This is a genomic window from Streptomyces sp. NPDC104831, assembly GCF_055583025.1.
In genome coordinates this window covers 1-23,137 of record NZ_JBVJOT010000049.1, presented here as the reverse complement: position 1 = coordinate 23,137, position 23,137 = coordinate 1, and the positions used below count along the sequence as shown (strand labels likewise).

The window sequence follows — 23,137 nt, the reverse complement described above, 5'->3', positions numbered from 1 at the left end:
TGAACAGCATCCCGTGATCCGGATCACAGGGACAGGCCGTGCACCTCCCCTTGAGCCGCAAGGAGATCACACGATGCTGCCCTGGAAGCGAGTGCTCAGACCGCTCGCCGCGCTCCTGCTGGCCGCCGCCGTCGCCGCCGTACCGGCCGCCACCGCGAGCGCCTCCGACGCAGGCGCCCCCACCAGCGGGTGGAACGACTACACGTGCAGGCCCTCCGCCGCGCACCCCCGGCCCGTCGTCCTCGTCCACGGAACCTTCGGCAACTCGGTCGACAACTGGCTCGGCCTCGCCCCGTACCTCACGAGCCGCGGGTACTGCGTCTACTCCCTGGACTACGGCCGGCTTCCCGGCGTCCCCCTCTTCCACGGCCTCGGCCCCATCGACAAGTCGGCCGGGGAGCTGTCCGCCTTCGTCGACAAGGTGCTCGCCGCGACCGGAGCCGCCGAGGCCGACCTGGTCGGCCACTCCCAGGGCGGCATGATGCCCCGCTACTACCTGAAGTTCCTCGGCGGAGCGGCCAAGGTGCGCGCTCTCGTCGGCATCGCCCCCGACAACCACGGCACCGACCTCGACGGCCTCACCCACCTGCTGCCGTTCTTCCCCGGCGCCGAGGACCTGCTCGACGCCGCCACCCCCGGCCTCGCCGACCAGATCGCCGGCTCCGGCTTCCTCACCGGGCTCAACGCGGGCGGCGACACCGTCCCCGGCGTGCGCTACACCGTCATCGCCACCCGGTACGACGAGGTGGTCACCCCCTGGCGCACCCAGTACCTGAGCGGTTCCGACGTCCGCAACGTCCTGCTCCAGGACCTCTGCCCGCTCGACCTGTCCGAGCACCTCGCGATCGGCCTGTCCGACCGGATCGCCTTCCACGAGGTGGCCAACGCCCTCGACCCGGCCCACGCCACCGCCACCACCTGCGCCTCGGCCCTGAGCTGAACCGCCGCCGGGGCCTGCCCGGCCTGAGCCGCCGGACAGGCCCCGGAGTCCCGCCCGAACGCGTCGTGGACGTTCCGAAGCTAGCCCCGAAACGCCGCCGGACCGCCCGGCGGGGGCCGTGGGAGGAGATCCTTATGGTGCGCTTAAGGGAGTGTTCGGACTCCGCTCAGGTGGATTAGCGTGCGTCCATGATCGACAAGGATGACAGCGCCGCGGAACCGGTCCGGCCGGCCGGCGCGCCGGACGTACCCGCCGTCAAGGCGGTGACGGACGCGGCCTACCGCCCCTACATCGAGCGCATCGGCGTCGTGCCCCAGCCCATGGAGGCCGACCACGCGGCGGACGTGGCCGCCGGAAAGGTATTCGTCACCGGGGAACCGGTCGTCGGGCTGGTGGTGGTCGAGGCGTGCGCCGGCCATCTCTTCCTGGACAGCATCGCCGTCCACCCCACCGCCCACGGCACGGGCGTCGGACGCCGGCTGCTGCGCTTCGTCGACGCACGCGCGCGGGCACTGGGGCTGGACGAGATCCGGCTCTACACGAACGCGATGATGTGGGAGAACCAGAAGATCTATCCGCGCTACGGCTACGAGGTCGTGGCCCGCCGGGTCGACGGCCCCTACGACCGGATCCACTACCGCAAGCGGCTGGGCTGAGCCGCCCTCCGGGTCAGCTGTCGGGCCACCAGGTGCGCGCGATGTCCTTGCGCACCTCGGGCCGTCCCGCCGGGGTCTCCTCCGCCTCCTCGCGTATCCGGCGGCTGTCCGTCCTCTTCAGGGGCTTCTTCTGCACGGTCATGCGGCGCATCGCGGCCTCCTTCGGTGCCTACCGGGTTCCGTGTGATGGCGGAGATAGGCGTTTCGGGCGAGAGTTTCTTGTCCGTTCCGGTTTGTCAGTGGTGGCTGTCACGTCCGTACCGTCAGTGGCGCGTGTCACTCTCCGAGCCTGACGGGCGAGAACACGCACAGCGGTGCTGGTGCCCCGGAAGCGGACCGGGATGCGCCGGCCGCGGGATCCCGCACGGGGGCGCGTCGGCCGGTCCGTGCCGGGCCGGCTCAGGCCAGCAACTCCGCGAAGCCGCCGGGGCGCAGCGCCAGCGCCTCCAGTTCGTCCAGGGCGGCCACCGCGGCGGACGCGGCCCCCGGGTCCGTCCCGGCGAGCCCGCTCGCGGCGAACTCGTCCTCGTCCAGGCGCCGCACCTCCCGCCCGTCCGCGGAGCGCCACAGGTCCAGGTCGAGATCCTCCACGACCAGCTCCGCCCCGGCGGAGGCCCCCGTGCCGGAGAGCACCGCCGGGCGCGTGATGTCGCAGTACCAGCCCTTGACGGAGCCGTCCGCCGCCCGGACCTCCTTCACCGCGTACCACCGGTCGCGCCAGTAGTACTCGGTGAACACGTCACCCGGCTCGAACCGCACGAACCCGAAGTCCCGCACCCCCGAGCCCGCCCAGAGGGCGCGGACGGCGATCCGCTCGCCGTCGTCCCGCAGCAGCCGAGCCGGATAACGGATCTTCGTGCGCCCCGCCTTGACCAGGACGACCTCCAACCGGTCCGTCCCCTCAGCCGAGTTCGCGGACATAGCGCACCTCCCGCGCGCACTTCTCGTACCCGAGCCACGTGTTGATCGCGAGCATGGGGCCGTTGCCGGTGTCGTTGCCCGTGAACGCCTCGGTGAGACCGGCGGCCCGGGCCCGGTGCAGCGAGTGGGCCTTGACGAGCTTGGCCAGGCCGCGGCCGCGATGGGAGCGGACGGTGCCGGTCATCGCCGTGGAGTAGCGGGTGCCGCCGTCGGTGTAGGCCACGGTGAAGGCGACCGGCCGGCCGTCGGCGCAGGCCACCACGGTCAGCTCCCGGTCCAGCAGCGGGTGGCGCCAGACCTCCGCCAGCCACGCGTCGTAGTCCGAGAACTCCAGGTCCACGTCGCCCGGTTCGTCGCGCACCGTCTCCGCGTCCAGCTCGAACAGCGGCCGGGGATCGGCCGCGAAGCCGGCGGCCGTCCGCAGCTCGACGCCGGCCGGGGTCCGGGGGAGCGGCGGCAGGGTGCCGTGCGCCAGGTCGAGCCGGAGGAAGTGGGCGCTGCGGCTCCGCCGGTAGCCGCGCCGCTCGGCGAAGGCGTGGCTGGCCGGCTCGTCCAGGGCCCAGGCCAGCAGCCGGGTCGCGCCCAGGTCCGCCAGGTACTCCTCGGCGGCCCGCGCCAGCAGCCGGCCGGCCCCGCGCCCGGTCCGGTCCGGGCGGACGTAGATGTTCAGGACGCCCTGGCCCGGTTCGGGGCTGTCGTGGACCAGGTGGACCTGCGCGGTGCCGATGATCTCGCCGTCCTCCTCGGCGACGAGCGGGCGGAAGCGGGCCTCGGGGTGGACATGGGCGGCCGCGTGCCGCACCGAGTCCGGGGTGGACAGGATGTACGGCAGCGCGAGGCGGCGCACACGGGCGAAGCCCTCCGCGTCTGCGGGGGCGTCGGGGCGCAGGTCACGCACGAGGACTGTCATGGGAACGCACCGTACGAGCACCCGGTGCCGGGCTGCCTCCCATTTTCCGGCGGGTGCGGGACAATCGGCCCCGTGAGCCTGAAGATCCGCATCGACGACAGCGCGCCCCCGTACGAGCAGGTGCGGGCGCAGATCTCCGAACAGGCGCGGTCCGGGGTGCTCCCGGTGGGGTACCGGCTGCCGACCGTGCGGGGGCTGGCCGAGTCCCTGGGGCTCGCGGTGAACACGGTCGCCAAGGCGTACCGGGCGCTGGAGAACGACGGGGTGATCGAGACACGGGGGCGCAACGGCACCTTCGTGGCCGCCGCGGGCTCGGCCGCCGAGCGGCAGGCCTCCCTCGCCGCGCAGTCCTACGCCGAGCGGGTGCGGCGGCTGGGACTGGGCGAGGGCGAGGCGCTGGCCGCCGTACGGGAGGCCCTGCGGGCGGCTTACGGGGACTAGGGGCCCGGGGAGCGGCGGGCGGGAAGGGTCAGGCGGGCTTCGCCGGCTCCGGGGTGCGCGTCACCGTCAGACCCGCCCCGCGTGCCGCTCGCGCGAACGCCACCGCGTCCTGGACGGCCGCGCCGCCGGGGTCGTTGTTGAAGTACGCGTACACGTCCTCCCCGTCGGACCAGGTCGTCGCGACGCGGTCGGCCCAGGTCTCCAGGCTGCGGCGGCCGTAGCGCGGCCACGGCCGGGCGCGGCCCTGGTGGAAGCGGACGTAGCCCCAGCCGGCGGTGCGCCACAGCGGGGACACCGGGCGGGCCAGGACGTCGGCCCAGCACAGGGCCGCGCCACGGGACACCAGCACCTCGCGCACCTCGGCCGTCCACCAGGACGCGTGCCGGGGTTCCACCGCCACCCGCGTACCGGGCGGGAAGCAGGCCAGGCAGGCGTCCAGCAGGGCCGGGTCGGCGCGCAGGGTCGGCGGGAGCTGGAGCAGGACCGGGCCCAGGCGGTCGCCGAGGCCCGCCGCGTGGGTCAGCAGCCGGTGCACCGGCTCCCCGGGGTCCTTCAGCCGCTTGACGTGGGTGAGGAACCGGCTGGCCTTGACCGCGACCACGAAGTCCGGCGGCACCCGCTGCCGCCAGCCGGCGAAGGTGTCGTAGGAGGGCAGCCGGTAGAACGCGTTGTTGAGCTCCACGGTCGCGAACAGCCGGGTGTACTCCTCCAGCCACAGCCGCGCCGGCACCCCGGCCGGATAGACGAGGTCCCGCCAGTCCTTGTACTGCCACCCCGACGTGCCGACATACAGGGTCATACACCCATGAAAGCACTCACCGTGACGGCGCTCACCCGAAGGGTGCTCACAGGTACAGCCCCGCCTCCGTTCCCTCCCGGGCCCCCGGCACCGACGTCGGTGAGATGCCCCGGCGCAGCGCGTACAGCTCGGCCAGGGTCGCGCCCTCCCGGCCGATGCCCTGCTCGGTGCCGAGCCAGTCCACCGCCTCCCGGCGGGTCAGCGGGCCCACCTCGATCCGGGCCAGGCAGCGGCCGGGGCGGACCACGGCCGGGTGCAGCCGCTCCAGGTCCTCGTTGGTGGTGACGCCCACCAGGACGTTGCGGCCCTGGCCGAGCAGTCCGTCCGTGAGGTTCAGCAGCCGGGACAGGGCCTGGCCCGCCATGTGCCGGGCCTCGCCCCGGATCAGCTCGTCGCAGTCCTCCAGCAGCAGCAGGCGCCAGCGGCCCTTGCCCGCGCCGTCGTCCTCGCCGATCGCGATGTCCATCAGATAGCCGACGTCGGAGAAGAGCCGTTCGGGGTCCAGGACGCAGTCGACCTGGCACCAGTCCCGCCAGGAACGGGCGAGGGTGCGCAGCGCGGACGTCTTGCCGGTGCCCGGCGGGCCGTGGAGCAGCAGCAGCCGGCCGGCGATGTCGTCGGGCGTCGTCCGCATCAGCCGGTCCATGGCGTCCGCCACCGGCGCGGTGTAGTTGGCCCGGACCTCCTCCCAGGTGCCCGCGGAGATCTGCCGGGTGGTGCGGTGCGGGCCGCGCCGCGGGGAGACGTACCAGAACCCCATCGTCACGTTCTCCGGCTGCGGTTCGGGCTCGTCGGCCGCGCCGTCCGTGGCCTGGTCGAGGACCCGCTTGGCCAGTTCCGCGGTGGTCGCGGTGACCGTCACGTCCGCGCCCCGGTTCCAGCGGGAGACCAGCAGGGTCCAGCCGTCCCCGTCGGCGAGGGTCGCGCTGCGGTCGTCGTCGCGGGCCACCCGCAGCACCCGGGCGCCCTCCGGCAGCAGGGTCGCTCCCGAGCGGACGCGGTCGATGTTCACGGCGTGCGAGTACGGCTGCTCGCCCGTCGCGAAGCGGCCGAGGAACAGCGCGTCGACGACGTCGGAGGGCGAGTCGGAATCGTCGACGTGGAGCCGGATCGGCAGGGCGTCGTGTGGGTTCGCGGACATGTCCGCCATGATCCGGCACGGATGCCCCGCCCGCACGGTATTTCCGGCCCAACGCTCCGGTGAAGGCCCAACGCTCCTGTGCGGGCGGCGGCCCGGTGAGGCCGGTGCCGTCGTGGAGGCCATTGCCCCCTGGGAACCCGGGGACCCGGCGCCGCGCCGGAAGGGGCGCGGCGCCCCGGGGGGCGTGGTCAGCCGTGCGGGGCCCTTCCGCGCGCGTGGCCCCTGAGCAGCGCGACCAGCAGGACCAGCAGGCTGAACCCGGTCACCACGACCACCCCGCCCCCGGCCGACCAGCGGTGCGCGGCCAGCATGCCCTGGGCGACGAGCAGGTCCACGACGATCGCGCCCGCGAGGGCGGTGACGGCCCGGCCGAGCGGGTCCGGTCCGCGCCGTGCCGCCGCGATCGCCCCGGCCGGCGCGGCGAGCAGGAAGAACAGCGTGCACGGGGCACGCAGGGGTGATCCGGAGTCGATCAGCACGAGCAGCGCGCCGGCCGCCGCCACGGCGGTCGCGGCCCCGGCGAGCAGCGGTACCGGTCCCCTCCCCGGTCCCGGCCGCGTGCCGTCGGTGTCCGTCTCGGTGCCGTCAGAAGAAGGTGTCCCGACAGGTATGGTCCGCATTGGCGACTTTGCCCCCCGACGCGCCTGATGCCGGGCTTCAATGTGGCGCAGCCGCCGACGGGACGTCAAGACGGCGTCACGGGCGGGACGTACGCGCCCGCCACGACACATCCGCCGTGCCGGGCGGGGGAGCTGGCGGCGCGTCGACACATTTGACATGAACATGCAATACATGAACGGTGAATGTCTCGGGTCGATCTCGTCGAGACCCGGGAAGTTTTGGCATGAACACTTCCTGTCAATGCGCGTAGCTGCTACCAACGTTGAGGCAGAGATCCTGCTAAAGGGAGGTTCCATGAGACGTTCCCGACTTACCGGACTCGTTACCTCGCTCCTCCTCGCCTTCGGCCTCGGTGTCACCGGGGCCGCTTCGGCGCAGGCCGCCTCGTCCGCCGCGGCCGGCGGCTACGTGGCCCTCGGCGACTCCTACTCCTCCGGAGTGGGTGCCGGCAGCTACATCGGCTCCAGCGGCGACTGCGACCGCAGCACCAAGGCGTACCCCTACCTCTGGAACGCCGCCCACAGCCCCTCCTCGTTCGCCTTCAACGCCTGCTCGGGCGCCACGACGGACGACGTGCTCGCGAACCAGCTCGGCTCGCTCAACTCCGCCACCTCGCTGGTGTCCCTCACGGCCGGCGGCAACGACGCGGGCTTCGCCGACGTCATGACGACCTGTGTGCTCCAGTCCGACAGCTCCTGCCTGTCCCGGATCAACACCGCCAAGGCGTACGTCGCGAACACGCTCCCCGGCAAGCTGGACACCCTCTACAACGCGATCAGGGCCAAGGCCCCGGCCGCCCGGGTGGTCGTCATCGGCTACCCCCGCTTCTATCTGCTCGGCCAGTCCTGCCTCGGCCTCTCCGAGACCAAGCGGGCCGCCGTCAACGACGCGGCCGACTACATCGACACCACCATCAAGGCCCGTGCCACCGCCCACAACTTCGTCTTCGGCGACGTCCGCACCACCTTCACCGGCCACGAGATCTGCTCCGGCTCCTCCTGGCTGCACAGCGTCGACTGGCTCGACATCGGCCAGTCGTACCACCCCACCGCGGCCGGCCACTCCGGTGGCTATCTGCCGGTGTTCACGAACAACGCGTAACGTCCACCGTCCGCGCGTCACCCGAACGGGCTCGCCCTACGGAGTGAACTTCCCGTGTATTGCAGGGAGTTGCTCAGGGCGAGCCCGTAGCCGATTCCGGCCCCGACGCCGATCCCGATCCCGATCCCGACGCCGAGACCGAGGCGGAGGCCGAGGCGGAGGCGGAGGTCCCGTGCGAGGGGGTCTCCGTCGCCGTCCGCGCGCAGTCCACCGAGAACGGCACCGTGTCCGAGGAGACCTTCACCGGCTCGCGCACCTTCACCCCGACCCGGTCCCCGGCCGACGCGCCACCCTTGTACACCGTGAGCGTCACCCGGACCCGCCGCGTCCTCTCACCGCCCGCCGGGAACGACAGCGTGCGCCACCCCGGCTCCGACACCGAGCCGCGCGTCGTCACCCACCGGTACTCCACCCGCGCGGGCAGCCACTCCACCGTGAACGCCGCCGTGAAGGCGGGCGCCCGCCCGCCCGGCGGCGGGCAGGACCCGGAGTACCGCGTGCCCTCCCCGGCCACCGCGACCCCCACCGACCGCTCCGGGCGGCCCCCGGCGGACGTGCTCGGCGCCGCGGCCGAGGAGGATCCCCCGCCGTGCGCCGTCGGGGTGGCCGCGCCGCCCGGCGGGGCACCCCGGCTCCCGTGACCGCCGCCGTCGCGCTGCGTCAGCACGTACGCCAGCCCCGCCAGCGCCAGCACCACCACCAGCGCGCCCGCCACCAGGACCGCGCCCGCCCGCCCGCTCCGCTCCGCCGGGGCGGACGGCTGCGGGGCGCGGGACGGGCCCGGCGCCGGATCCGGCTCCAGCCCACCGGGTCCGGCCACGGGTGTCGCACCGGTGTGCGGCGGCACGGGCGCCTTCGCGGTGCCGCCCGCCGCGACGATCCGCAGCTCCCGCTCCGCCGGCCCCGCGTCCAGGCGCTCCGCGGGGTCCTTGCGCAGCAGCCCCTCGACGACCGGCGCCAGCGGTCCGGCCCGGTGCGGCGGCGGCACCTCCTCGTCCACCACGGCCCGCAGGGTGCTCAGCGCGGTCTCCTGGCGGAACGGCGAGACGCCCTCGACCGCCGTGTACAGCAGCACCCCCAGCGACCAGAGGTCCGCCTCCGGCCCCGGTGTGCGCCCGAGCGCCCGCTCCGGTGAGAGGTACTCGGGCGAGCCGATCACCTCTCCGGTCATCGTCAGCGCCGAACTGCCCTCCAGCGAGGCGATCCCGAAGTCGGTCAGGACCACCCGGCCGTCATTCGAGAGCAGCACGTTGGCCGGCTTCACATCCCGGTGCAGCACCCCGACGGCGTGCGCGGCGCGCAGCGCGGACAGCAGCTCGGCGCCGACGCGGGCGGCCTCCCGCGGCGGCAGCGGACCCTCCGCCGCCAGCCGGTCGGCGAGGGACAGCCCCCGCACCAGCTCCATCACGATCCACGGCCGGCCGCCCTCCAGCGCCACGTCGTACACCGTGACCACGCCCCGGTGCGCGACCCGGGCCGCCGCCCACGCCTCGCGCTCCAGCCGCGCGTACAACCGCTCCATGTCGGGGCCGGGCAGCGTCCCGGGCGCCCGCACCTCCTTGACGGCCACCTCGCGGCGCAGCACCTCGTCCCGGGCCCGCCACACCGTGCCCATGCCGCCCTCGCCCAGCGTGGACAGCAGGCGGTAGCGACCCGCGATCACACGTTCACGTCCCGGCTCTGCGGACACGGGCGCCCCCCCCACGGCCTCTCGCGCGACTTCCCACCAAAGTAGCCCGGCCGGCCACGGATGCGGCCCCCTCGGGCACACCCTTCCCGCCCCCGGCGCCGGCACCACCGGGCACACCGGGTGAACACCGCGACTCCCCGGGGCGGACGAGGTCCTCCTCCCGCGAGCCGCCGCCCGCGCCCCCCTCATCGCCTCCCTCCTCGCGCCGCGGGCGCGTGAGATCGCCCACGTTCCGTCCGCCCCGGACGCCCCCGCGACGGCCGGCGCGGACGGCCGGCGCACGGGCTCCGGAGTGATCGCCTCCGCCTCCGCGCGGGAAGCCGTCGTCACCCTCGGCGCGCGCGTCCGCCGGCTCCGGCTCCCGCGCCCCCTCGGGCTCCCGGCGGGCGACACGCCCTTGATCACGGAAGACCTCGATCCGGCCCGGTGTCACTCGGCGTGACCGTCGGACCCGACGGCGGCTCAGGGCGCCCCATCCGCCGCCCTCTTGTCCAACTCACCCTGAAATCGGTCGGATTCGGAGAGTAGTCAACGAGGGATGGTCAACCCCCTTGTGGGGAAGGTGAATCCTGTGGGCGAGATACCCGGGTGCCCCAGTGGGGCGATAGGGTTAGCCTGCCCGGGCCGGGTGACTCGTACGGGTGGGGAGTGACATGGAACAGATAACAGTGCGCAGCAGGGCCAGGGTCCCTGCGATCACCTGCGGGAGCAGCGCGACCAGTTCGCGCCTGGACCGCCATCTGTCGGTGCTGGCGGGACCCGCCATACCGCAGCGGGAGACGGTCGAGGCGACCTCGCTGATGCGCGAGCTGACGGCACGCGACTCCGTGCACACGCGCAGCGACCGGGGCGCGCGGGTCAGCCGTGTCTCCCTCTTCGCGCCGCTGCGCCGGCTGCGCCGTTCGCTGTTCGGCGGTCACTGACCGCACCGCAGGGCCCCCGGCCTTCGTGCGGGGGCGCCGCGCTCAGGCCGCCACACCGTCCCGGCGCAGCGCTGCGACTTCGTCGTCCGTCATCCCCACGGCACGCAGCAGCGCTCCGGTGTGCTGCCCGAGCGCGGGCACGTCACCCATCCGTGCCTCGCCCCCGCCCGGCAGCGTGATGGGCGGCAGCAGCGCCTTCAGCGGCCCGGCCGGCGTTCCCACCCGACGCCACCGCCGCCGGGCCGCCAGCTGCGGGTGCTCCGCCAGTTCCCGCACGTCCCGCAGCCGGGCGCAGGCGATGCCCGCCCGCTCCAGCCGGGCCAGCGCCTCCTCGGCGTCCAGCACCCGCAGCGCCCCCGCCACCAGCGCGTCGGTCCGCTCCCGGTGCGCCACCCTGGCCGCGTTCGTCGCGTACGCCGGGTCCGTGCCCAGCTCCGGGCGGCCGAGGACCTGTTCGGCCAGCCGCCGCCACTCCCGGTCGTTCTGCACCGACAGCAGCACCCGCCCGCCGTCCGCCGTCGGATAGGCGTCGTACGGCGCGATCACGGCGTGCGCCAGCCCGGTGCGGGCGGGCGGCTCGCCGCCGTGCATCGAGTGGTGCAGCGGATGCCCCAGCCACTCGGCGAGCGCCTCCAGCATCGACACCTCCACCGGCCCGCCCCGCCCGGTCGTGCCGCGCCGCACCAGCGCGGCCAGCACACCGGAGAACGCGTACATGGCCGCCGCGATGTCCGCCGCCGGGACGCCCGCCTTCACCGGCTGCTCCGGCGTCCCGGTCACCGACACCAGGCCCGCCTCGCATTGCACCAGCATGTCGTAGGCCCGCTTGTCCGCGTACGGCCCCGAGCCGCCGTAACCGGAGATGTCCACGGCGATCAGGCGCGGATGGGCGGCGCACAGGGTGGCCGCGTCCAGGCCGAGCCGGGCCGCCGCGCCGTGCGCGAGGTTCTGCACGAACACGTCCGCGTCCGCGACCAGCCGCCGCACCACCTCCAGGCCGCGCGGGTCCTTCAGGTCCAGCGCGATGGACTCCTTGCCGCGGTTGCACCACACGAAGTGCGAGGCGAGACCGCCGGCCGCCGTGTCGTAGCCGCGCGCGAAGTCGCCGCCGTCGATCCGCTCCACCTTGATGACCCGGGCGCCCAGGTCGGCGAGCTGCCGGGTCGCGAAGGGCGCGGACACGGCCTGTTCGACGGCGACGACGGTGATGCCCTCCAGGGGGAGCGGGAGATGGTCCATGGGGTGGATGATCTCCCCCCGCCGGCGGCTTTGTCAGCAGTGCGGAGTCACCCGGTCCGCGCGTAGCGGGCCACGGCGAGCGGCAGGAACACGGCGGTGAGCAGGAGGCACCAGGCGAGCGAACCGGCCACCGGGTGGGCCACCGGCCAGGCGGCGCCCTCCGGGACGGGCGCGTTGCCGAAGAGGTCCCGCAGGGCCGTGGTCACCGCGCTGATCGGGTTCCACTCGGCGAGCGTGCGCAGCCAGCCCGGCAGGTCGTCGGTCGGGATGTACGCGTCGGACAGCAGCGGCAGCACGAAGGAGGACGCGCCGAGCTGTCCGGCCGCCTCCTCGCTGCGGGTCATGAGGCCCAGGAGGATCCCGGCGCAGGTGCAGGCGAACCGGAAGAACAGCAGCAGTCCCACGGCACCGGCCGCGCCGGCCGCCGACCCCTCGATCCGCCAGCCCACCGCGAGCCCGGTCAGCAGCAGCGGCACCGTCCCGAGCGTCGTGACGACCAGGTCGGCGACCGCCTGCCCGAGGGGGACCGCGGCCCGGCTCACCGGCATCGTGCGCAGCCGGTCCGCCACGCCCCGGTGGGTGTCCTGGGCCGCCTGGAACATGCCGGTCATCAGCCCGCCGGCGGCGGTCGCGACGAGCAGCCCGGGCAGCAGGAAGGCGCGGTACTCCCGGCCGGGCACGGCCAGGGCGCTGCCGAACACATAGCCGAAGAAGAGCAGCATGTTGACCGGCATCAGCTGGGTCAGGACCGCCAGCCCCGGATTGTTGCGGACCCGGCGCAGCTGCCGGCCCGCCATGGCCAGCCCGTCGTAGGCGAGCGCGCTCACGCGGCGGCCTCCCCGTCGCGGGCGGACTTCCCGGTGAGCCGCAGGAAGACGTCGTCGAGGGTGGGCGGCCGGATGCCCGCGTCCAGCAGCGGCACACCGGCCGCGTCCAGGGCGCGCACCAGCCGGGGCAGGGTCAGCGTCGGGTCGGTGGTGACCGCGCCGACCGCGTTGCGTTCCCGGTCGAGCACGGGCTCCCGGCCGGTCAGCCGGTCGAGCACGGCCGCCGCCCGGGGCAGCGCCCCGGCGTCGGCGACCACCGCCTCCGCGTGCGACCCGATGACCGCCTTGAGCGCGGCGGGCGAGCCGGTGTGGGCGACCCGGCCCCGGTCCATCAGGGCGATGTCGTCGGCGAGCCGGTCGGCCTCCTCCAGGTACTGCGTGGTCAGCAGCACGGTCGTGCCGTCCGCCTTCAGCTCGCGCACGGCCTGCCAGATCCGGGCGCGGCTGGCCGGGTCGAGCCCGGTGCTGGGCTCGTCCAGGAAGAGCACGGCGGGACGGCGGACCAGGCTCGCGGCGAGGTCCAGCCGGCGCCGCATGCCCCCGGAGTAGGCGGACGCCCTGCGGTCCGCCGCCTCGGTCAGGCCGAAGCGTTCCAGCAGGTCGTCGGCGCGGGCGGCCGGCCCGCGCACCCGGTGCAGCCGGGCGAACAGCCGCAGGTTCTCCCGGCCGGTGAGGTCGCCGTCGACCGACGCGTACTGCCCGGTGACCCCGATCCGGCGCCGTACGGCCGCCGCCTCCCGCACCAGGTCGTGCCCGGCGATCCGGGCCGAACCGCCGTCCGGGCGCAGCAGCGTGGTCAGCAGCCGCACCGCCGTCGTCTTGCCGGCCCCGTTCGGACCGAGCAGCCCGCAGACCGTGCCCTCGGCGACGGCCAGGTCCAGCCCGCGCAGGGCCCGCACCGCGCCGAAGCGCTTCTCCAGACCTTCACTAAGTACGGCGTACGTAGTATCCATGCCGGGACCATACCGCACTACGTACGCCGTACGTAACTAGGATGGTGTCGAGGTGATCGATCCATGGCAGTCCGAGGGGCCGTACCCGAGGTGATCTGGGCGCGCCCCGAGCGCGCCGGCCGGGGCCCGAAACCGGCGTACACGCGCGAGGACATCGCCGCCGCCGCCGTCCGGATCGCCGACGAGCGGGGGCTCGACGCGGTGTCGATGCGGCACGTCGCCGCCGAACTGGGCTGCGGCACCATGTCGCTGTACAACTACGTCCCCCGCAAGGAGGACCTGTACGAGCTGATGGTGGACGCGGCCGGCGCCGAGCACGAGCCGTGGGAGCCGAGCGGGAACTGGCGGGCCGACATGCGCCGGGTGGCCCGGCAGACGCGCGAGCTGATGCGCCGGCACCCGTGGCTGCCGCGCCTGATGTCCCCCGTCTACGGCTTCAGCCCGAACGCCCTGCGCTATCTGGAGCACTGCCTGGCCTGCCTGGACCCGCTGGAGGCGCGGTACGGCACCAAGCTGGAGCTGATCGCCATGCTGAACGGCATGGTCACGACCTACGTCCGCAACGAACTCGACACCGCCGAGCGGGTCCGCGCCCTGCCCTGGTCCGAGGACGAGGAGAACGCGGCCCGCATCGCCTACCTGGGCGGCCGGCTCGCCACCGGCGCGTACCCGCGCATGGCGGCGGCGTTCACCGAGGACGCCGGGCCGATCGACCTGGAGGCGGTGTTCGAGCGGGCGGTGGAGCGGGTCATCGACGCGTTCGCGCCGCGCCGCGAGCCGTGACGGACCGGCAGCGGGCCCGGCGGCAGCTCGCCTTGGTGGCCGAGGCGCTGGAGGCGGCCCGGGCCGCCGGGATCCCGCTCTGGCTGCGGGGCGGCTGGGCCGTGGACTTCTTCCTCGGCGAGGTCACCCGCGACCACGGCGACATCGACTGGTTCGCCTGGGCGCGGCACGCCGGCGCCCTCGCCCGGATCCTCACCGGGCTCGGCCACACACCGGTGCCGGGGCCGCCCGCGGACCTCCAGCTCGACTTCGTCAAGGACGGCCTGGACAGCAGCTTCACCCTGATCGACCGGGACCCGGCCGGACGGGTCACCGTGGCCGGCGGGCCCTGGGCCGGCACGCCCTGGCCGGACGGGCTGCTCGGCACCGAACCCGGCCGCATCGGCGCGCTCCGGGCGCCCATCGTCGAGCCGCGCGTCCAGATCGAGATCAAGCGCATGATGCCCGTCTGGGACCCCTCCCGGCCCCGCCGCGCCAAGGACGCCGAGGACATCGCCCGGCTGGAATCCGCCCTGCGGTCCCGCGCGGCGCGCTAGAGCAGCGCGAACTGCCCCTCCGGACCCTCCTCCTGGTGGCCCAGCACCGAGGCGGGGCGGCGGGCGGAGTCCGGCACCGGCAGCACGCCCGCCCGCCGCAGCTCGCCCGCCGTCACCGCCGGCACCGGCCGCAACCCGGCCCGCGAGGCCCGCAGTTCCGCCAGCAGCGCCAGCACCGTGATCAGCTCCAGCAGCTCCGAGGTCCAGCCCTGCGGCCAGGCCGCCGGACGGATCGCGGCGAGCGTGCCCGGCCCGGCGGGACCGGTCCGGGCCGCGAACCAGGACTCCAGGACGCGGACCCCGGCCACCTCGAACTCCCATGCCTCGGCCGGGACGGGGGAGATCCGGCCCTCGTCCAGGTACAGGGCCTCCTCGCCGGGGTCGTACCGCAGGGTCTCCGGACGGCCCGGCAGGGGCGCGCGGACGTACGGCCGGCGGCCGCCCGGCAGCCGGGGCCGCTCCCCGTCCCGGCACATCAGCCACAGCGCCCGCCGGCCCCACTCCACTCCGGCCGCCCACAGCGCGGGGTCGTCGGTCAGCGGCACGGTGAGGTCGGGTCGGACGGCCGCCACGGTCCAGGCCAGCACGTCCGCCGCCGAGGGGCGCGCGCCCAGGCGGGCCGACAGGTGCTCCAGCAGGCCCGGGGCCAGGTTCGGTTCGCTGCCGTCGGGACGGCGGTACAGCGGGCGCACCCGGCCGGGGCGCAGGACCGGCAGGAGCGCGGTCGCGAGCAGCGGCAGGTCCGCGTCCCCGGTCTCGACCGTGAACACCTGCCGCGCGTCCGCCACCCGCCACAGCTCCGGGCGGGCCACGTCGATCAGCCGGTGGTCCGGGATCAGCCACCGCTCGTCGAACGGCGCGGCCAGCACCCGCACCGGCTCCGCGCAGGGCCCCTCGGCCCGCGCCAGCCGCCGCGTCCCCGCGGACTGACCGGGCAACTGGCCCACGGCCGAGGTGAGCGCACGCGCCCGGGTCGGCTCGAACAGCGCCTCCCGCTCCGCCCCCTCGGCCCTCAGCAGGGCGTCCCAGCGGGCCCGCAGCGAGCCGGGGTCGGCCGCCATCGGCCAGGCGCGACCCGGCCGCAACGGTGCGACGGACCACGGCATGAGGTCCGCCAGCGGCGGAGCGTCGTCGTGCGTCACGGTGGGCATCGTACGGCCTGGGGCGCCCCGGGATCAGGTGGCGTCGAGCGTGACGGTGAACGAGAACCGGTCCCCGCGGTAATGGATGACGGCCACGTCCAGCGCCCGCCCCGCGCTGTCGTACGTCACCCCGGTGTAGTGCAGGATCGGGCTCAGCAGCGGCACGTCGAGCAGCCGGGCCGTCTCCGGATCGGCGAGCCGCGCCTGCACCGTGTCGGTGATCCGGGCGATGTCGGCCTTCACCACGTCCCGCAGCACCTTCGTCATCGGCCAGCGCACCAGGTCGTCCGGGTCGATCCGCTCGGCCAGGTCGGGCCGGACGTGGTTGACGGCGTGATTGGTCGGCTCACCGGTCTTCTCGTCGCTGCGCAGCCGGTGGTACGCCGCCACCTCCCCGAGGTCCGGGAAGTACTCGGCGAGCGCGGCCGGCACCGGCACCCGGCCGTGCCCCAGCAGTTCGGTCGTCATCCCGGACTGCTGCGCCACGATCGCGTCCACCGAGCCCAGCAGCCGCACCGGCGCCCCGCGCCGCACCCCGGGCTCGATGAACGTGCCGCGCCGCCGGTGCCGGCTGATCAGCCCCTCGTCCTCCAGCTCCTTCAGCGCCTGCCGCATGGTCAGCACGCTCACGCCGTAGTGCTCCGCCAGCCGCTCCTCGGTGGGCAGCCGCAGCGGCTCCTCGGGGGAGCGGCCCAGTATCGAGGCGCGCAGCGACTGCGACACCTGGTACCACAGCGGCAGCTTGCGGTTCAGCACGATGGAGTCCGGGGCGAAGGAGGTCACGCCGCTATCCGTACCCGGCGGGGAACCTCCCGCGCAACGCCGGGCCTCACCCCCGGAAGTGCCGTTCGAGTCCCTGCCACACATCGTCGTAGCGCCGCTGGAGGTGGTCCGCGCCGGCCGCGTGCGGGGTGAGCGTCACCGGCCAGCGGGTCTCGAACATGAAGGCCAGCCCGTCGTCGACCTTGTGCGGCCGCAGCTCGGCCGCGCTCGCCCGGTCGAACGTGTCCCGGTCCGGGCCGTGCGCCGACATCATGTTGTGCAGCGAGCCGCCGCCGGGCACGAAGCCCTCCGCCTTGGCGTCGTAGGCGCCCTCGATCAGGCCCATGTACTCGCTCATCACGTTCCGGTGGAAGTACGGCGGCCGGAAGGTGTCCTCGCCCACCAGCCAGCGCGGCGCGAACACCACGAAGTCCACGCCGGCCAGGCCCGGGGTGTCCGACGGGGAGGTCAGGACCGTGAAGATCGACGGGTCGGGGTGGTCGTAGGAGATGGTGCCGATCACATTGAAGCGGCGCAGGTCGTAGACGTACGGCACATGGTTGCCGTGCCAGGCGACCACATCCAGGGGGCTGTGGTCGTAGGTGGCCGTCCACAGGTTGCCGCAGAACTTGTTCACCACCTCCACCGGGCCCTCGACGTCCTCGTACGCGGCGACCGGCGCCCGGAAGTCCCGGGGATTGGCGAGTCCGTTGGCGCCGATGGGCCCGAGGTCGGGCAGCCGGAACGGCGCGCCGTAGTTCTCGCACACATAGCCGCGCGCCGAGTCGTCCAGCAGCTCCACGCGGAAGCGCACCCCGCGCGGGATCAGCGCGACATGGGCCGGCTCCACGTGCAGCCGGCCGAACTCGGTGTGCAGCAGCAGCCCGCCGCTCTCGGGCACGATCAGCAGTTCGCCGTCGGCGTCGGAGAAGACCCGCTCCATCGAGGCGTCGGCGTGGTAGAGGTGCACGGCCATGCCGGTGCGCTGGGTCGCGTCGCCGTTGCCGCCCAGCGTCCACAGGCCGCCGAGGAAGTCGGTGCCGGCCGGGGGCTTCGGCAGCGGGTCCCAGCGCAGCCGGTTGGGGTCGGGCACCGTCTCCGTGAAGGGCGCCGTGCGCAGCGCGCCGTTGCCGGTGCGGGTGAACGGCGGATGGGCGGCCGAGGGGCGGATGCGGTACACCCACGAACGCCGGTTGTGCGCGCGCGGCTCGGTGAACGCCGTACCGCTCAGCTGCTCGGCGTACAGGCCGAGCGGTGCGCGCTGCGGCGAGTTGCGGCCCTCGGGCAGGGCGCCCGGTACCGCCTGTGAGGCGTGTTCGTTGCCGAACCCGGTCAGGTACGACAGCCCCTCGGCGGTCTTCCGTGCTCCCCCGCGTTCGAACACGCTCGCGCGGGAGGTGCCCCCATCGCTCATGATCGCTCCTTGTGCTGCCGATTCCTATGCATCACCGTAGGAATGAGTGGGGGCCCGCGCAAGAGGGATCCCGGTCCTCCCTCCGGGGTAGGGCGCGAACCAGACCTGAGGCGGATCCGGGGCGTGGGGGCGCTGCTCTACGCTCCGGATCATGTCGTGGAAGAAATGGACGCGCGGGCGGCTCACCGCGCTCGTGGTGTGCGTCCTGCTGCCGTGGGGAGCGGCGGCCTGCGCAACCGGTGAGGCGCACGAGGGCACGGTCTCGCCCTCGCCCGTGGGAAAGGTGCTGGACACCACCGACGAGACCGGCCGCAACCTGCGGGAGGTGCCCGCGCGGAACGCGCCCGCGGTCGCCGTCGAGGTCACGCCGGACCCGGCCGGCGGCTGGGACGTCCGGCTGGACCTGCGCCACTTCCGCTGTTCCGCGCCGGGGGCCCGGCAGGCCGCCGCCCTCGGGCGCGGGGTCGTCCACCTCCTCGTCGACGGCCACCGCGTCGCCCGGCTGCACACCCCCGCCTACCACCTGGCCGCCGGCCGCGTCCCGCACGGCACCCACCAGGTCACCGCCCGGTTGTACGCCGACGACGGCACGGTGTGGGCCGTCCACGGCAAGCCGGTCGAGAACACCGCCGACATCACCGTCTCGGACGCGGAAACGACCGGAAGCCCCGCACCCGGCGGGCCCGCGCCGACCACCCGGGGCAAGTGAGCCCGACCGGCACGCGAGACCGTGTGCGCCGGGCGCCGGGGCGGCGGCGGGGCCGGCCCGTCGGTGCGGGCGGGTGCGCCGGGGTCCGAGCGGGGCGGGGTTCGAGTGGGGCGGGCATCCGTCTCCGTACTCTGAGGCAAGGTTCACCTCACTTCGGCGGAAAGGCATCATGAAGCCCGTGCCCCATGCGACATCGCTCCGTCGCGCGCCCGTCCAGCGGCGCAGCGCCGAGCGGCTCACCAGGATCCTGGACGCCTGCGCCGGCCTCCTCGACGAGGTCGGCTACGACGCCCTGAGCACCCGCGCCGTCGCCCAGCGCGCCGGCGTCCCCATCGGCTCGGTCTACCGGTTCTTCGGCAACAAGCGGGAGATGGCCGACGCCCTCGCCCAGCGCAACCTGGAGCGGTACGCCGAGCGCGTCACCGAGCGGCTGGGCAAGGCCCGCGCGGGGGACTGGCGGGCCGCCATGGACGCCGTCCTGGACGAGTACCTCGCCATGAAGCGCACCGCGCCCGGCTTCTCCCTGGTCGACTTCGGCAACCAGATCCCGGTCGGCTCCCGCCACGGCGAGCCCAACACCCGCGTCTCCGACCGGCTCACCGAACTGCTCGCCGGCTATCTCGCCCGCACCCCGGACGCGGAGCTGAGGCGGGTCTTCCTGGTCGCGGTGGAGAGTGCCGACACCCTCGTGCAACTGGCCTTCCGGCTCGACCCGCAGGGGGACGAGGCGGTCATCGCCGAGACCCGGGAGCTGCTGCGGGCCTACCTGGCACGCGTACTCGACTGAACGACCCCGTGCCTGACCTGGACTTTTGCGCTTATTGCTCGCGCGTCAACATCTTGTTAACGCCGGTTGAACGGACCTAACGTCATCGCACCGCCGACCCACAGGTGGGATGTTCAAGGGCGAACGTTAGGTATCCACTCATGCTGACCATCCTCGGCTTCGCCATGATCGCGACCTTCCTGGTCCTGATCATGCTGAAGAAGATGTCGCCGATCGCGGCGCTCGTGCTCGTCCCCGCGCTGTTCTGCGTGTTCGTGGGCAAGGGCGGCAAGCTCGGCGACTACGTCATCGACGGCGTCACCGCCCTCGCGCCCACCGCGGCGATGCTCATGTTCGCGATCGTCTACTTCGGCGTGATGATCGACGTCGGCCTCTTCGACCCCGTCGTCCGGGGCATCCTGAGGTTCTGCAAGGCCGATCCGCTGCGGATCGTGGTCGGCACGGCGGTCCTCGCCGCGATCGTCTCCCTGGACGGCGACGGCTCCACCACCTTCATGATCACCGTCTCGGCGATGTACCCCCTCTACAAGCGCCTGAAGATGTCCCTGGTCGTGATGACCGGCGTCGCCGCCATGGCCAACGGCGTGATGAACACGCTCCCCTGGGGCGGCCCCACCGCCCGCGCCGCCACCGCGCTGAAGGTGGACGCGAGCGACATCTTCGTCCCGATGATCCCGGCCCTCGCCATGGGCCTGCTGTTCGTGCTCGTCCTCGCCTACGTCCTCGGCCGCCGCGAACGGGCCCGGCTCGGCGTGCTCGCGCTGGACGAGGTGCCGGTGCAGGAGACCGAGGCGGTGCTGGTCGGCGCCGGTTCCCCCGCGCGCGCCGGGAGCCCGGGCACCGGCGGGGACCTCCCCGGCGAGGCCGCCGACGACGGCCTGCAGGGCCTGGACCCGGACCGCCCCACCCTGCGCCCGAGGCTGTACTGGTTCAACGCGCTGCTCACGGTCGTCCTGCTGACCGCCATGATCATGGAGTGGCTGCCGATCCCGGTACTGTTCCTGCTCGGCGCGGCCCTCGCCCTGACCGTCAACTTCCCGCACATGCCGGACCAGAAGGCCCGGATCGCCGCCCACGCCGAGAACGTCCTCAACGTCTCCGGCATGGTCTTCGCCGCCGCCGTCTTCACCGGCGTCCTCCAGGGCACCGGCATGGTCGACCACATGGCGAAGTGGCTGGTGCACAACGTCCCCGACGGCATGGGCCCGCACATGGCCGTCGTCACCGGGGTGCTGAGCATCCCGCTCACCTACTTCATGTCCAACGACGGCTTCTACTTCGGCGTCCTGCCGGTGCTCGCCGAGGCGGGCCACGCGCACGGCGTCTCCTCCCTGGAGATCGCCCGCGCCTCGATCGCCGGCCAGCCGCTGCACATGTCCAGCCCGCTCGTCCCGGCCGTCTACGTCCTGGTCGGCATGGCCAAGGTGGAGTTCGGCGACCACACCCGGTTCGTGGTCAAGTGGGCCGCGCTCACCTCCCTGGTGGTGCTCGGCTCGGCGCTCCTGTTCGGCATCGTCTGATCACCCGGGAAGGACCGCGCCCATGGCGCCCGGTGGGAACCGCGGCTGGCTGCTCCGCCTCGTCATCGCCTTCGGCTGCGCACAGGGGGCGGTGTCGATGGCCCGCCCCGCCGTCTCCTACCGGGCCCTCGCGCTGGGCGCCGACGAACGGGCGGTCGGCGTCATCGCCGGTGCCTACGCCCTGCTGCCGCTGTTCGCCGCCGTGCCGCTCGGCCGCCGTACCGACCACGGCCGCTGCGCGCCCCTGCTGTCCGCGGGCGTCGTCCTCATCGCGGGCGGCTGTGTCCTGAGCGGGCTGGCCGGCACCCTGTGGGCGATGGCCCTGTGGAGCGGGGTGACGGGACTCGGCCACCTGTGCTTCGTGATCGGCGCCCAGTCGCTGGTGGCCCGCCGGTCCGCGCCCCACGAACAGGACCGGAACTTCGGCCACTTCACCATCGGCGCCTCCCTCGGCCAGCTCGTCGGCCCGCTCGCCGCGGGTGCCCTCGTCGGCGGCCCCGGCCTGGCGCGCAGCAGCGCGCTCGCCCTGCTCACGGCGGGCGCGGGCGCCGCCGTCGCGTTCACCGCGCTGTGGCGGATCGAGGACCGCGCGGCCGCCGACGCGCGCCCGCCGCGCGGCGGGCGGGTGCCGGTCGCGGGCATCCTGCGTGCCCGGGGCGTGCCCGCGGGCATGCTGATCAGCCTCTCGGTGCTGTCCGCGACCGACATCCTCACCGCCTACCTCCCGGTGGTCGGCGAGCACCGGGGCATCGCCCCCGCGGTGATCGGCGTCCTGCTCGGCCTGCGGGCCGGTGCCACCATCGCCTGCCGGCTCGTCCTCACCCCGCTGCTGCGGCTGCTCGGCAGGCCCGCGCTGCTCACCGTGACGTGTCTGCTGGCGGCCCTGCTGTGCGCGGGGACGGCGCTGCCGGTGCCGGTGTGGGCGCTCGGCGCGATGCTCACGCTCCTCGGCTTCTGCCTGGGCGTGGGGCAGCCGCTGTCGATGACGACGGTGGTGCGGGCCGCGCCGGTGGAGGCCCGCTCCACCGCGCTCGCCCTGCGGCTGACCGGCAACCGGCTCGGCCAGGTCGCCGCCCCGGCCGCCGCGGGCCTGGTCGCCGGGGTGGCGGGGGCGGCGGCGCCGTTCGTGTTGCTCGGCGGCCTGCTGCTGGTCTCCTCGGGGGTCGCGCTGCGCTCGCCCGGGCAGGCCCGGGAGGGGGCCGGGCGGGTGACGCAGGAGCGTCGCGGGGGCCCGGGACTGCGCCGCACGAGCGATATCTGACGGCGCGCCCGGCGCCGTTGCCGGGGTCCGCGGGGGTCATGGGGCAGTGTCCAGGCGAAAGAGCGATTTGTATGAAAATCGTCTGAATCCGGAGGATCGCGCATGCCCACCCTGACACTCCCCCGTGCAGCCGGCTCCCGCGCGGGTGCCACCGTCGTCCTCACCGCCCTCGCCGCGGCGGGCGCGTCGTGGGTGGCGGCGCCGAACGCGGCGGCCCAGGGGGAGAACGGCGACATCAGGATCCACAACGCCCGCTCGACCAACCCCCCGTCGTTCATCGGCTCGGCCAAGGACGATCCGGTGGTCTGCAAGTTCTTCCTGGAGGCCGTCAACTTCGACACCCTGACCAGCATCGCGTACACGATCACGCCGCAGCCCCCGCTGCCCACCGCCGCCACCGTGACCGGCATCATCCAGCTCGCCGGCGGCGCCGGGCACACCGATCCGCTGGGGCTGGCGGACGGGCAGTACAAGATCAGCTGGACCGTGGGGGCGCCCCCGGCCCTGAAGGAGAAGGTCTTCCGCGTCAACTGCCACGACGGCAAGGCGGAGGGCGCGCCCGGCGGCCAGATCGAGGACCACCAGCAGCACGACGGGGAGCACCAGGACAACGGGTCCTGGGGGCAGGGCGACCACGACGGCCCGCACGGCGGTGTGCACGCGGGCGGCGGCGGTCTCATCGACACGGCCGCCGCGTACTCCCCGGTGGCCGCCGCGGCGGCCGTGGGCCTGGTCGCGGTCAGCGCCGCCGTGTACGTCCGGCTGATCCGCCGCCGGCCCCATGGCGCCGCGTAGGCGGCGCAGGCCCTGGTACCGGACCCGCGCCTACCGGCTGGCGAGGACGGCCGTGCTGGTGGCCGTCCTGGTGACGGTCGGCTCGCGCTGCGGGGGACACGACAGACCGGCCGTGGCCGGCCGGGCGGGCGGGGGGGGGGGGGGGGGGGGGGGGGGGGGGGGGGGGGGGAGCACCTCCCCCCCCCCCCCCCCCCCCCCCCCCCAGCGGCGACCCCCAACAGTAGAAAAAAAAACCCTCCCCCCACCCCCTCCCCCCCCACCCCCGC

At 74.3% G+C, this 23,137-nt stretch carries 25 protein-coding genes; 12 read left to right on the top strand and 13 right to left on the bottom strand.

The genetic code is table 11. From position 1 onward, the window contains the following. Positions 1 to 73 precede the first annotated feature (73 nt). Together ACZ63H_RS28845 and ACZ63H_RS28840 are read left to right on the top strand one after the other, a co-directional pair. A complete protein-coding gene (locus tag ACZ63H_RS28845) occupies positions 74 to 940 on the top strand; it encodes an esterase/lipase family protein (protein ID WP_469869967.1) in 867 nt (288 codons plus the stop codon). A gap of 188 nt (positions 941 to 1,128) precedes the next feature. Further along, complete coding sequence (locus ACZ63H_RS28840; protein ID WP_469869965.1) at positions 1,129 to 1,596, top strand: GNAT family N-acetyltransferase; 468 nt, start codon at positions 1,129 to 1,131, stop codon at positions 1,594 to 1,596. Positions 1,597 to 1,609: 13 nt separating this feature from the next. On the opposite strand, the gene ACZ63H_RS28835 is transcribed toward ACZ63H_RS28840, so the two are convergent. The 3 genes from ACZ63H_RS28835 to ACZ63H_RS28825 form a co-directional block, all read right to left on the bottom strand. Further along, entirely contained in the window at positions 1,610 to 1,747 is a 138-nt protein-coding gene (locus ACZ63H_RS28835) for a hypothetical protein (RefSeq protein WP_318204331.1), read from the bottom strand. Positions 1,748 to 1,995: 248 nt separating this feature from the next. Next, positions 1,996 to 2,517, bottom strand: a complete 522-nt coding sequence (locus tag ACZ63H_RS28830) for a ribonuclease FAU-1 family protein (protein WP_469869963.1) — start codon at positions 2,515 to 2,517, stop codon at positions 1,996 to 1,998. Further along, complete coding sequence (locus tag ACZ63H_RS28825; RefSeq protein WP_469869961.1) at positions 2,498 to 3,427, bottom strand: GNAT family N-acetyltransferase; 930 nt, start codon at positions 3,425 to 3,427, stop codon at positions 2,498 to 2,500. Before ACZ63H_RS28825 ends, ACZ63H_RS28830 begins: the two co-directional genes overlap by 20 nt. Positions 3,428 to 3,499: 72 nt before the next feature. Here ACZ63H_RS28825 and ACZ63H_RS28820 point away from each other — a divergent pair, with 72 nt between their 5' ends. Next, positions 3,500 to 3,868 carry a GntR family transcriptional regulator gene (locus tag ACZ63H_RS28820; RefSeq protein WP_469869959.1) on the top strand — a complete coding sequence of 123 codons (369 nt, stop codon included), beginning with the start codon at positions 3,500 to 3,502 and terminating at the stop codon, positions 3,866 to 3,868. Between the two features lie 28 nt (positions 3,869 to 3,896). Here the strand turns inward: ACZ63H_RS28820 and ACZ63H_RS28815 are convergent, their stop codons facing one another. The 3 genes from ACZ63H_RS28815 to ACZ63H_RS28805 all read right to left on the bottom strand — a co-directional run bounded on the left by ACZ63H_RS28815 (position 3,897) and on the right by ACZ63H_RS28805 (position 6,428). Continuing rightward, the gene (locus tag ACZ63H_RS28815) at positions 3,897 to 4,667 is read right to left on the bottom strand and encodes a DUF72 domain-containing protein (RefSeq protein ID WP_469869957.1); all 771 of its coding nucleotides are present in this window, start codon (positions 4,665 to 4,667) and stop codon (positions 3,897 to 3,899) included. Between the two features lie 46 nt (positions 4,668 to 4,713). Further along, on the bottom strand, positions 4,714 to 5,808 hold the full coding sequence (locus tag ACZ63H_RS28810) for a DUF5925 domain-containing protein (protein WP_469869956.1): 1,095 nt from the start codon (positions 5,806 to 5,808) through the stop codon (positions 4,714 to 4,716). A 188-nt stretch (positions 5,809 to 5,996) separates the two neighbouring features. Then, the gene (locus tag ACZ63H_RS28805; protein WP_469869954.1) at positions 5,997 to 6,428 is read right to left on the bottom strand and encodes a hypothetical protein; all 432 of its coding nucleotides are present in this window, start codon (positions 6,426 to 6,428) and stop codon (positions 5,997 to 5,999) included. A gap of 295 nt (positions 6,429 to 6,723) precedes the next feature. Between ACZ63H_RS28805 and ACZ63H_RS28800 the strand changes: the two genes are divergently transcribed. Further along, a complete protein-coding gene (locus ACZ63H_RS28800) occupies positions 6,724 to 7,530 on the top strand; it encodes an SGNH/GDSL hydrolase family protein (protein WP_469869952.1) in 807 nt (268 codons plus the stop codon). Between the two features lie 73 nt (positions 7,531 to 7,603). Here the strand turns inward: ACZ63H_RS28800 and ACZ63H_RS28795 are convergent, their stop codons facing one another. Next, on the bottom strand, positions 7,604 to 9,220 hold the full coding sequence (locus ACZ63H_RS28795) for a serine/threonine-protein kinase (RefSeq protein ID WP_469869950.1): 1,617 nt from the start codon (positions 9,218 to 9,220) through the stop codon (positions 7,604 to 7,606). 653 nt (positions 9,221 to 9,873) lie between these two features. Between ACZ63H_RS28795 and ACZ63H_RS28790 the strand changes: the two genes are divergently transcribed. Beyond that, positions 9,874 to 10,143, top strand: a complete 270-nt coding sequence (locus ACZ63H_RS28790; RefSeq protein WP_318204341.1) for a hypothetical protein — start codon at positions 9,874 to 9,876, stop codon at positions 10,141 to 10,143. 42 nt (positions 10,144 to 10,185) lie between these two features. Here the strand turns inward: ACZ63H_RS28790 and ACZ63H_RS28785 are convergent, their stop codons facing one another. From ACZ63H_RS28785 to ACZ63H_RS28775, 3 genes are read right to left on the bottom strand one after another with little or no spacing between them, the layout of a single operon-like run. After that, a complete protein-coding gene (locus ACZ63H_RS28785) occupies positions 10,186 to 11,382 on the bottom strand; it encodes a CaiB/BaiF CoA transferase family protein (RefSeq protein ID WP_469869948.1) in 1,197 nt (398 codons plus the stop codon). Between the two features lie 47 nt (positions 11,383 to 11,429). Then, positions 11,430 to 12,209: an ABC transporter permease gene (locus ACZ63H_RS28780; protein ID WP_469869946.1), complete on the bottom strand. Its 780-nt coding sequence runs from the start codon at positions 12,207 to 12,209 to the stop codon at positions 11,430 to 11,432. Further along, positions 12,206 to 13,162 (bottom strand): ATP-binding cassette domain-containing protein, encoded by a 957-nt coding sequence (locus ACZ63H_RS28775; RefSeq protein ID WP_469869944.1) that lies wholly within the window; start codon positions 13,160 to 13,162, stop codon positions 12,206 to 12,208. Before ACZ63H_RS28775 ends, ACZ63H_RS28780 begins: the two co-directional genes overlap by 4 nt. A 63-nt stretch (positions 13,163 to 13,225) precedes the next feature. Here ACZ63H_RS28775 and ACZ63H_RS28770 point away from each other — a divergent pair, with 63 nt between their 5' ends. Together ACZ63H_RS28770 and ACZ63H_RS28765 are read left to right on the top strand one after the other, a co-directional pair. After that, a complete protein-coding gene (locus ACZ63H_RS28770; protein WP_469869942.1) occupies positions 13,226 to 13,945 on the top strand; it encodes a TetR/AcrR family transcriptional regulator in 720 nt (239 codons plus the stop codon). Next, positions 13,942 to 14,481, top strand: coding sequence for a nucleotidyltransferase domain-containing protein (locus ACZ63H_RS28765; protein ID WP_469869940.1), 540 nt, complete (start codon positions 13,942 to 13,944; stop codon positions 14,479 to 14,481). The genes ACZ63H_RS28770 and ACZ63H_RS28765 overlap by 4 nt, the downstream gene beginning before the upstream one ends. On the opposite strand, the gene ACZ63H_RS28760 is transcribed toward ACZ63H_RS28765, so the two are convergent. The 3 genes from ACZ63H_RS28760 to hmgA are packed head-to-tail and all read right to left on the bottom strand — an operon-like array spanning position 14,478 to position 17,799. Beyond that, positions 14,478 to 15,632, bottom strand: coding sequence for a type ISP restriction/modification enzyme (locus tag ACZ63H_RS28760; RefSeq protein WP_469869938.1), 1,155 nt, complete (start codon positions 15,630 to 15,632; stop codon positions 14,478 to 14,480). The genes ACZ63H_RS28765 and ACZ63H_RS28760 overlap by 4 nt on opposite strands. A 24-nt stretch (positions 15,633 to 15,656) precedes the next feature. Continuing rightward, positions 15,657 to 16,406 carry a GntR family transcriptional regulator gene (locus tag ACZ63H_RS28755; protein WP_469869936.1) on the bottom strand — a complete coding sequence of 250 codons (750 nt, stop codon included), beginning with the start codon at positions 16,404 to 16,406 and terminating at the stop codon, positions 15,657 to 15,659. A 46-nt stretch (positions 16,407 to 16,452) separates the two neighbouring features. Then, positions 16,453 to 17,799, bottom strand: coding sequence for a homogentisate 1,2-dioxygenase (gene hmgA, locus ACZ63H_RS28750; RefSeq protein ID WP_469869934.1), 1,347 nt, complete (start codon positions 17,797 to 17,799; stop codon positions 16,453 to 16,455). A 151-nt stretch (positions 17,800 to 17,950) separates the two neighbouring features. On the opposite strand from hmgA, the gene ACZ63H_RS28745 reads away from it, so the two are divergent. The 5 genes from ACZ63H_RS28745 (at position 17,951) to ACZ63H_RS28725 (ending at position 22,871) form a co-directional block, all read left to right on the top strand. Further along, the gene (locus ACZ63H_RS28745) at positions 17,951 to 18,508 is read left to right on the top strand and encodes a hypothetical protein (RefSeq protein WP_469869932.1); all 558 of its coding nucleotides are present in this window, start codon (positions 17,951 to 17,953) and stop codon (positions 18,506 to 18,508) included. Positions 18,509 to 18,677: 169 nt separating this feature from the next. After that, entirely contained in the window at positions 18,678 to 19,295 is a 618-nt protein-coding gene (locus ACZ63H_RS28740; protein ID WP_469869930.1) for a TetR/AcrR family transcriptional regulator, read from the top strand. 140 nt (positions 19,296 to 19,435) lie between these two features. Then, positions 19,436 to 20,815 (top strand): CitMHS family transporter, encoded by a 1,380-nt coding sequence (locus tag ACZ63H_RS28735; protein ID WP_469869928.1) that lies wholly within the window; start codon positions 19,436 to 19,438, stop codon positions 20,813 to 20,815. Between the two features lie 22 nt (positions 20,816 to 20,837). Next, positions 20,838 to 22,076, top strand: a complete 1,239-nt coding sequence (locus tag ACZ63H_RS28730) for an MFS transporter (RefSeq protein ID WP_469869926.1) — start codon at positions 20,838 to 20,840, stop codon at positions 22,074 to 22,076. Between the two features lie 102 nt (positions 22,077 to 22,178). Further along, positions 22,179 to 22,871: a hypothetical protein gene (locus ACZ63H_RS28725; protein WP_469869924.1), complete on the top strand. Its 693-nt coding sequence runs from the start codon at positions 22,179 to 22,181 to the stop codon at positions 22,869 to 22,871. The last annotated feature ends 266 nt before the right edge of the window (positions 22,872 to 23,137 follow it).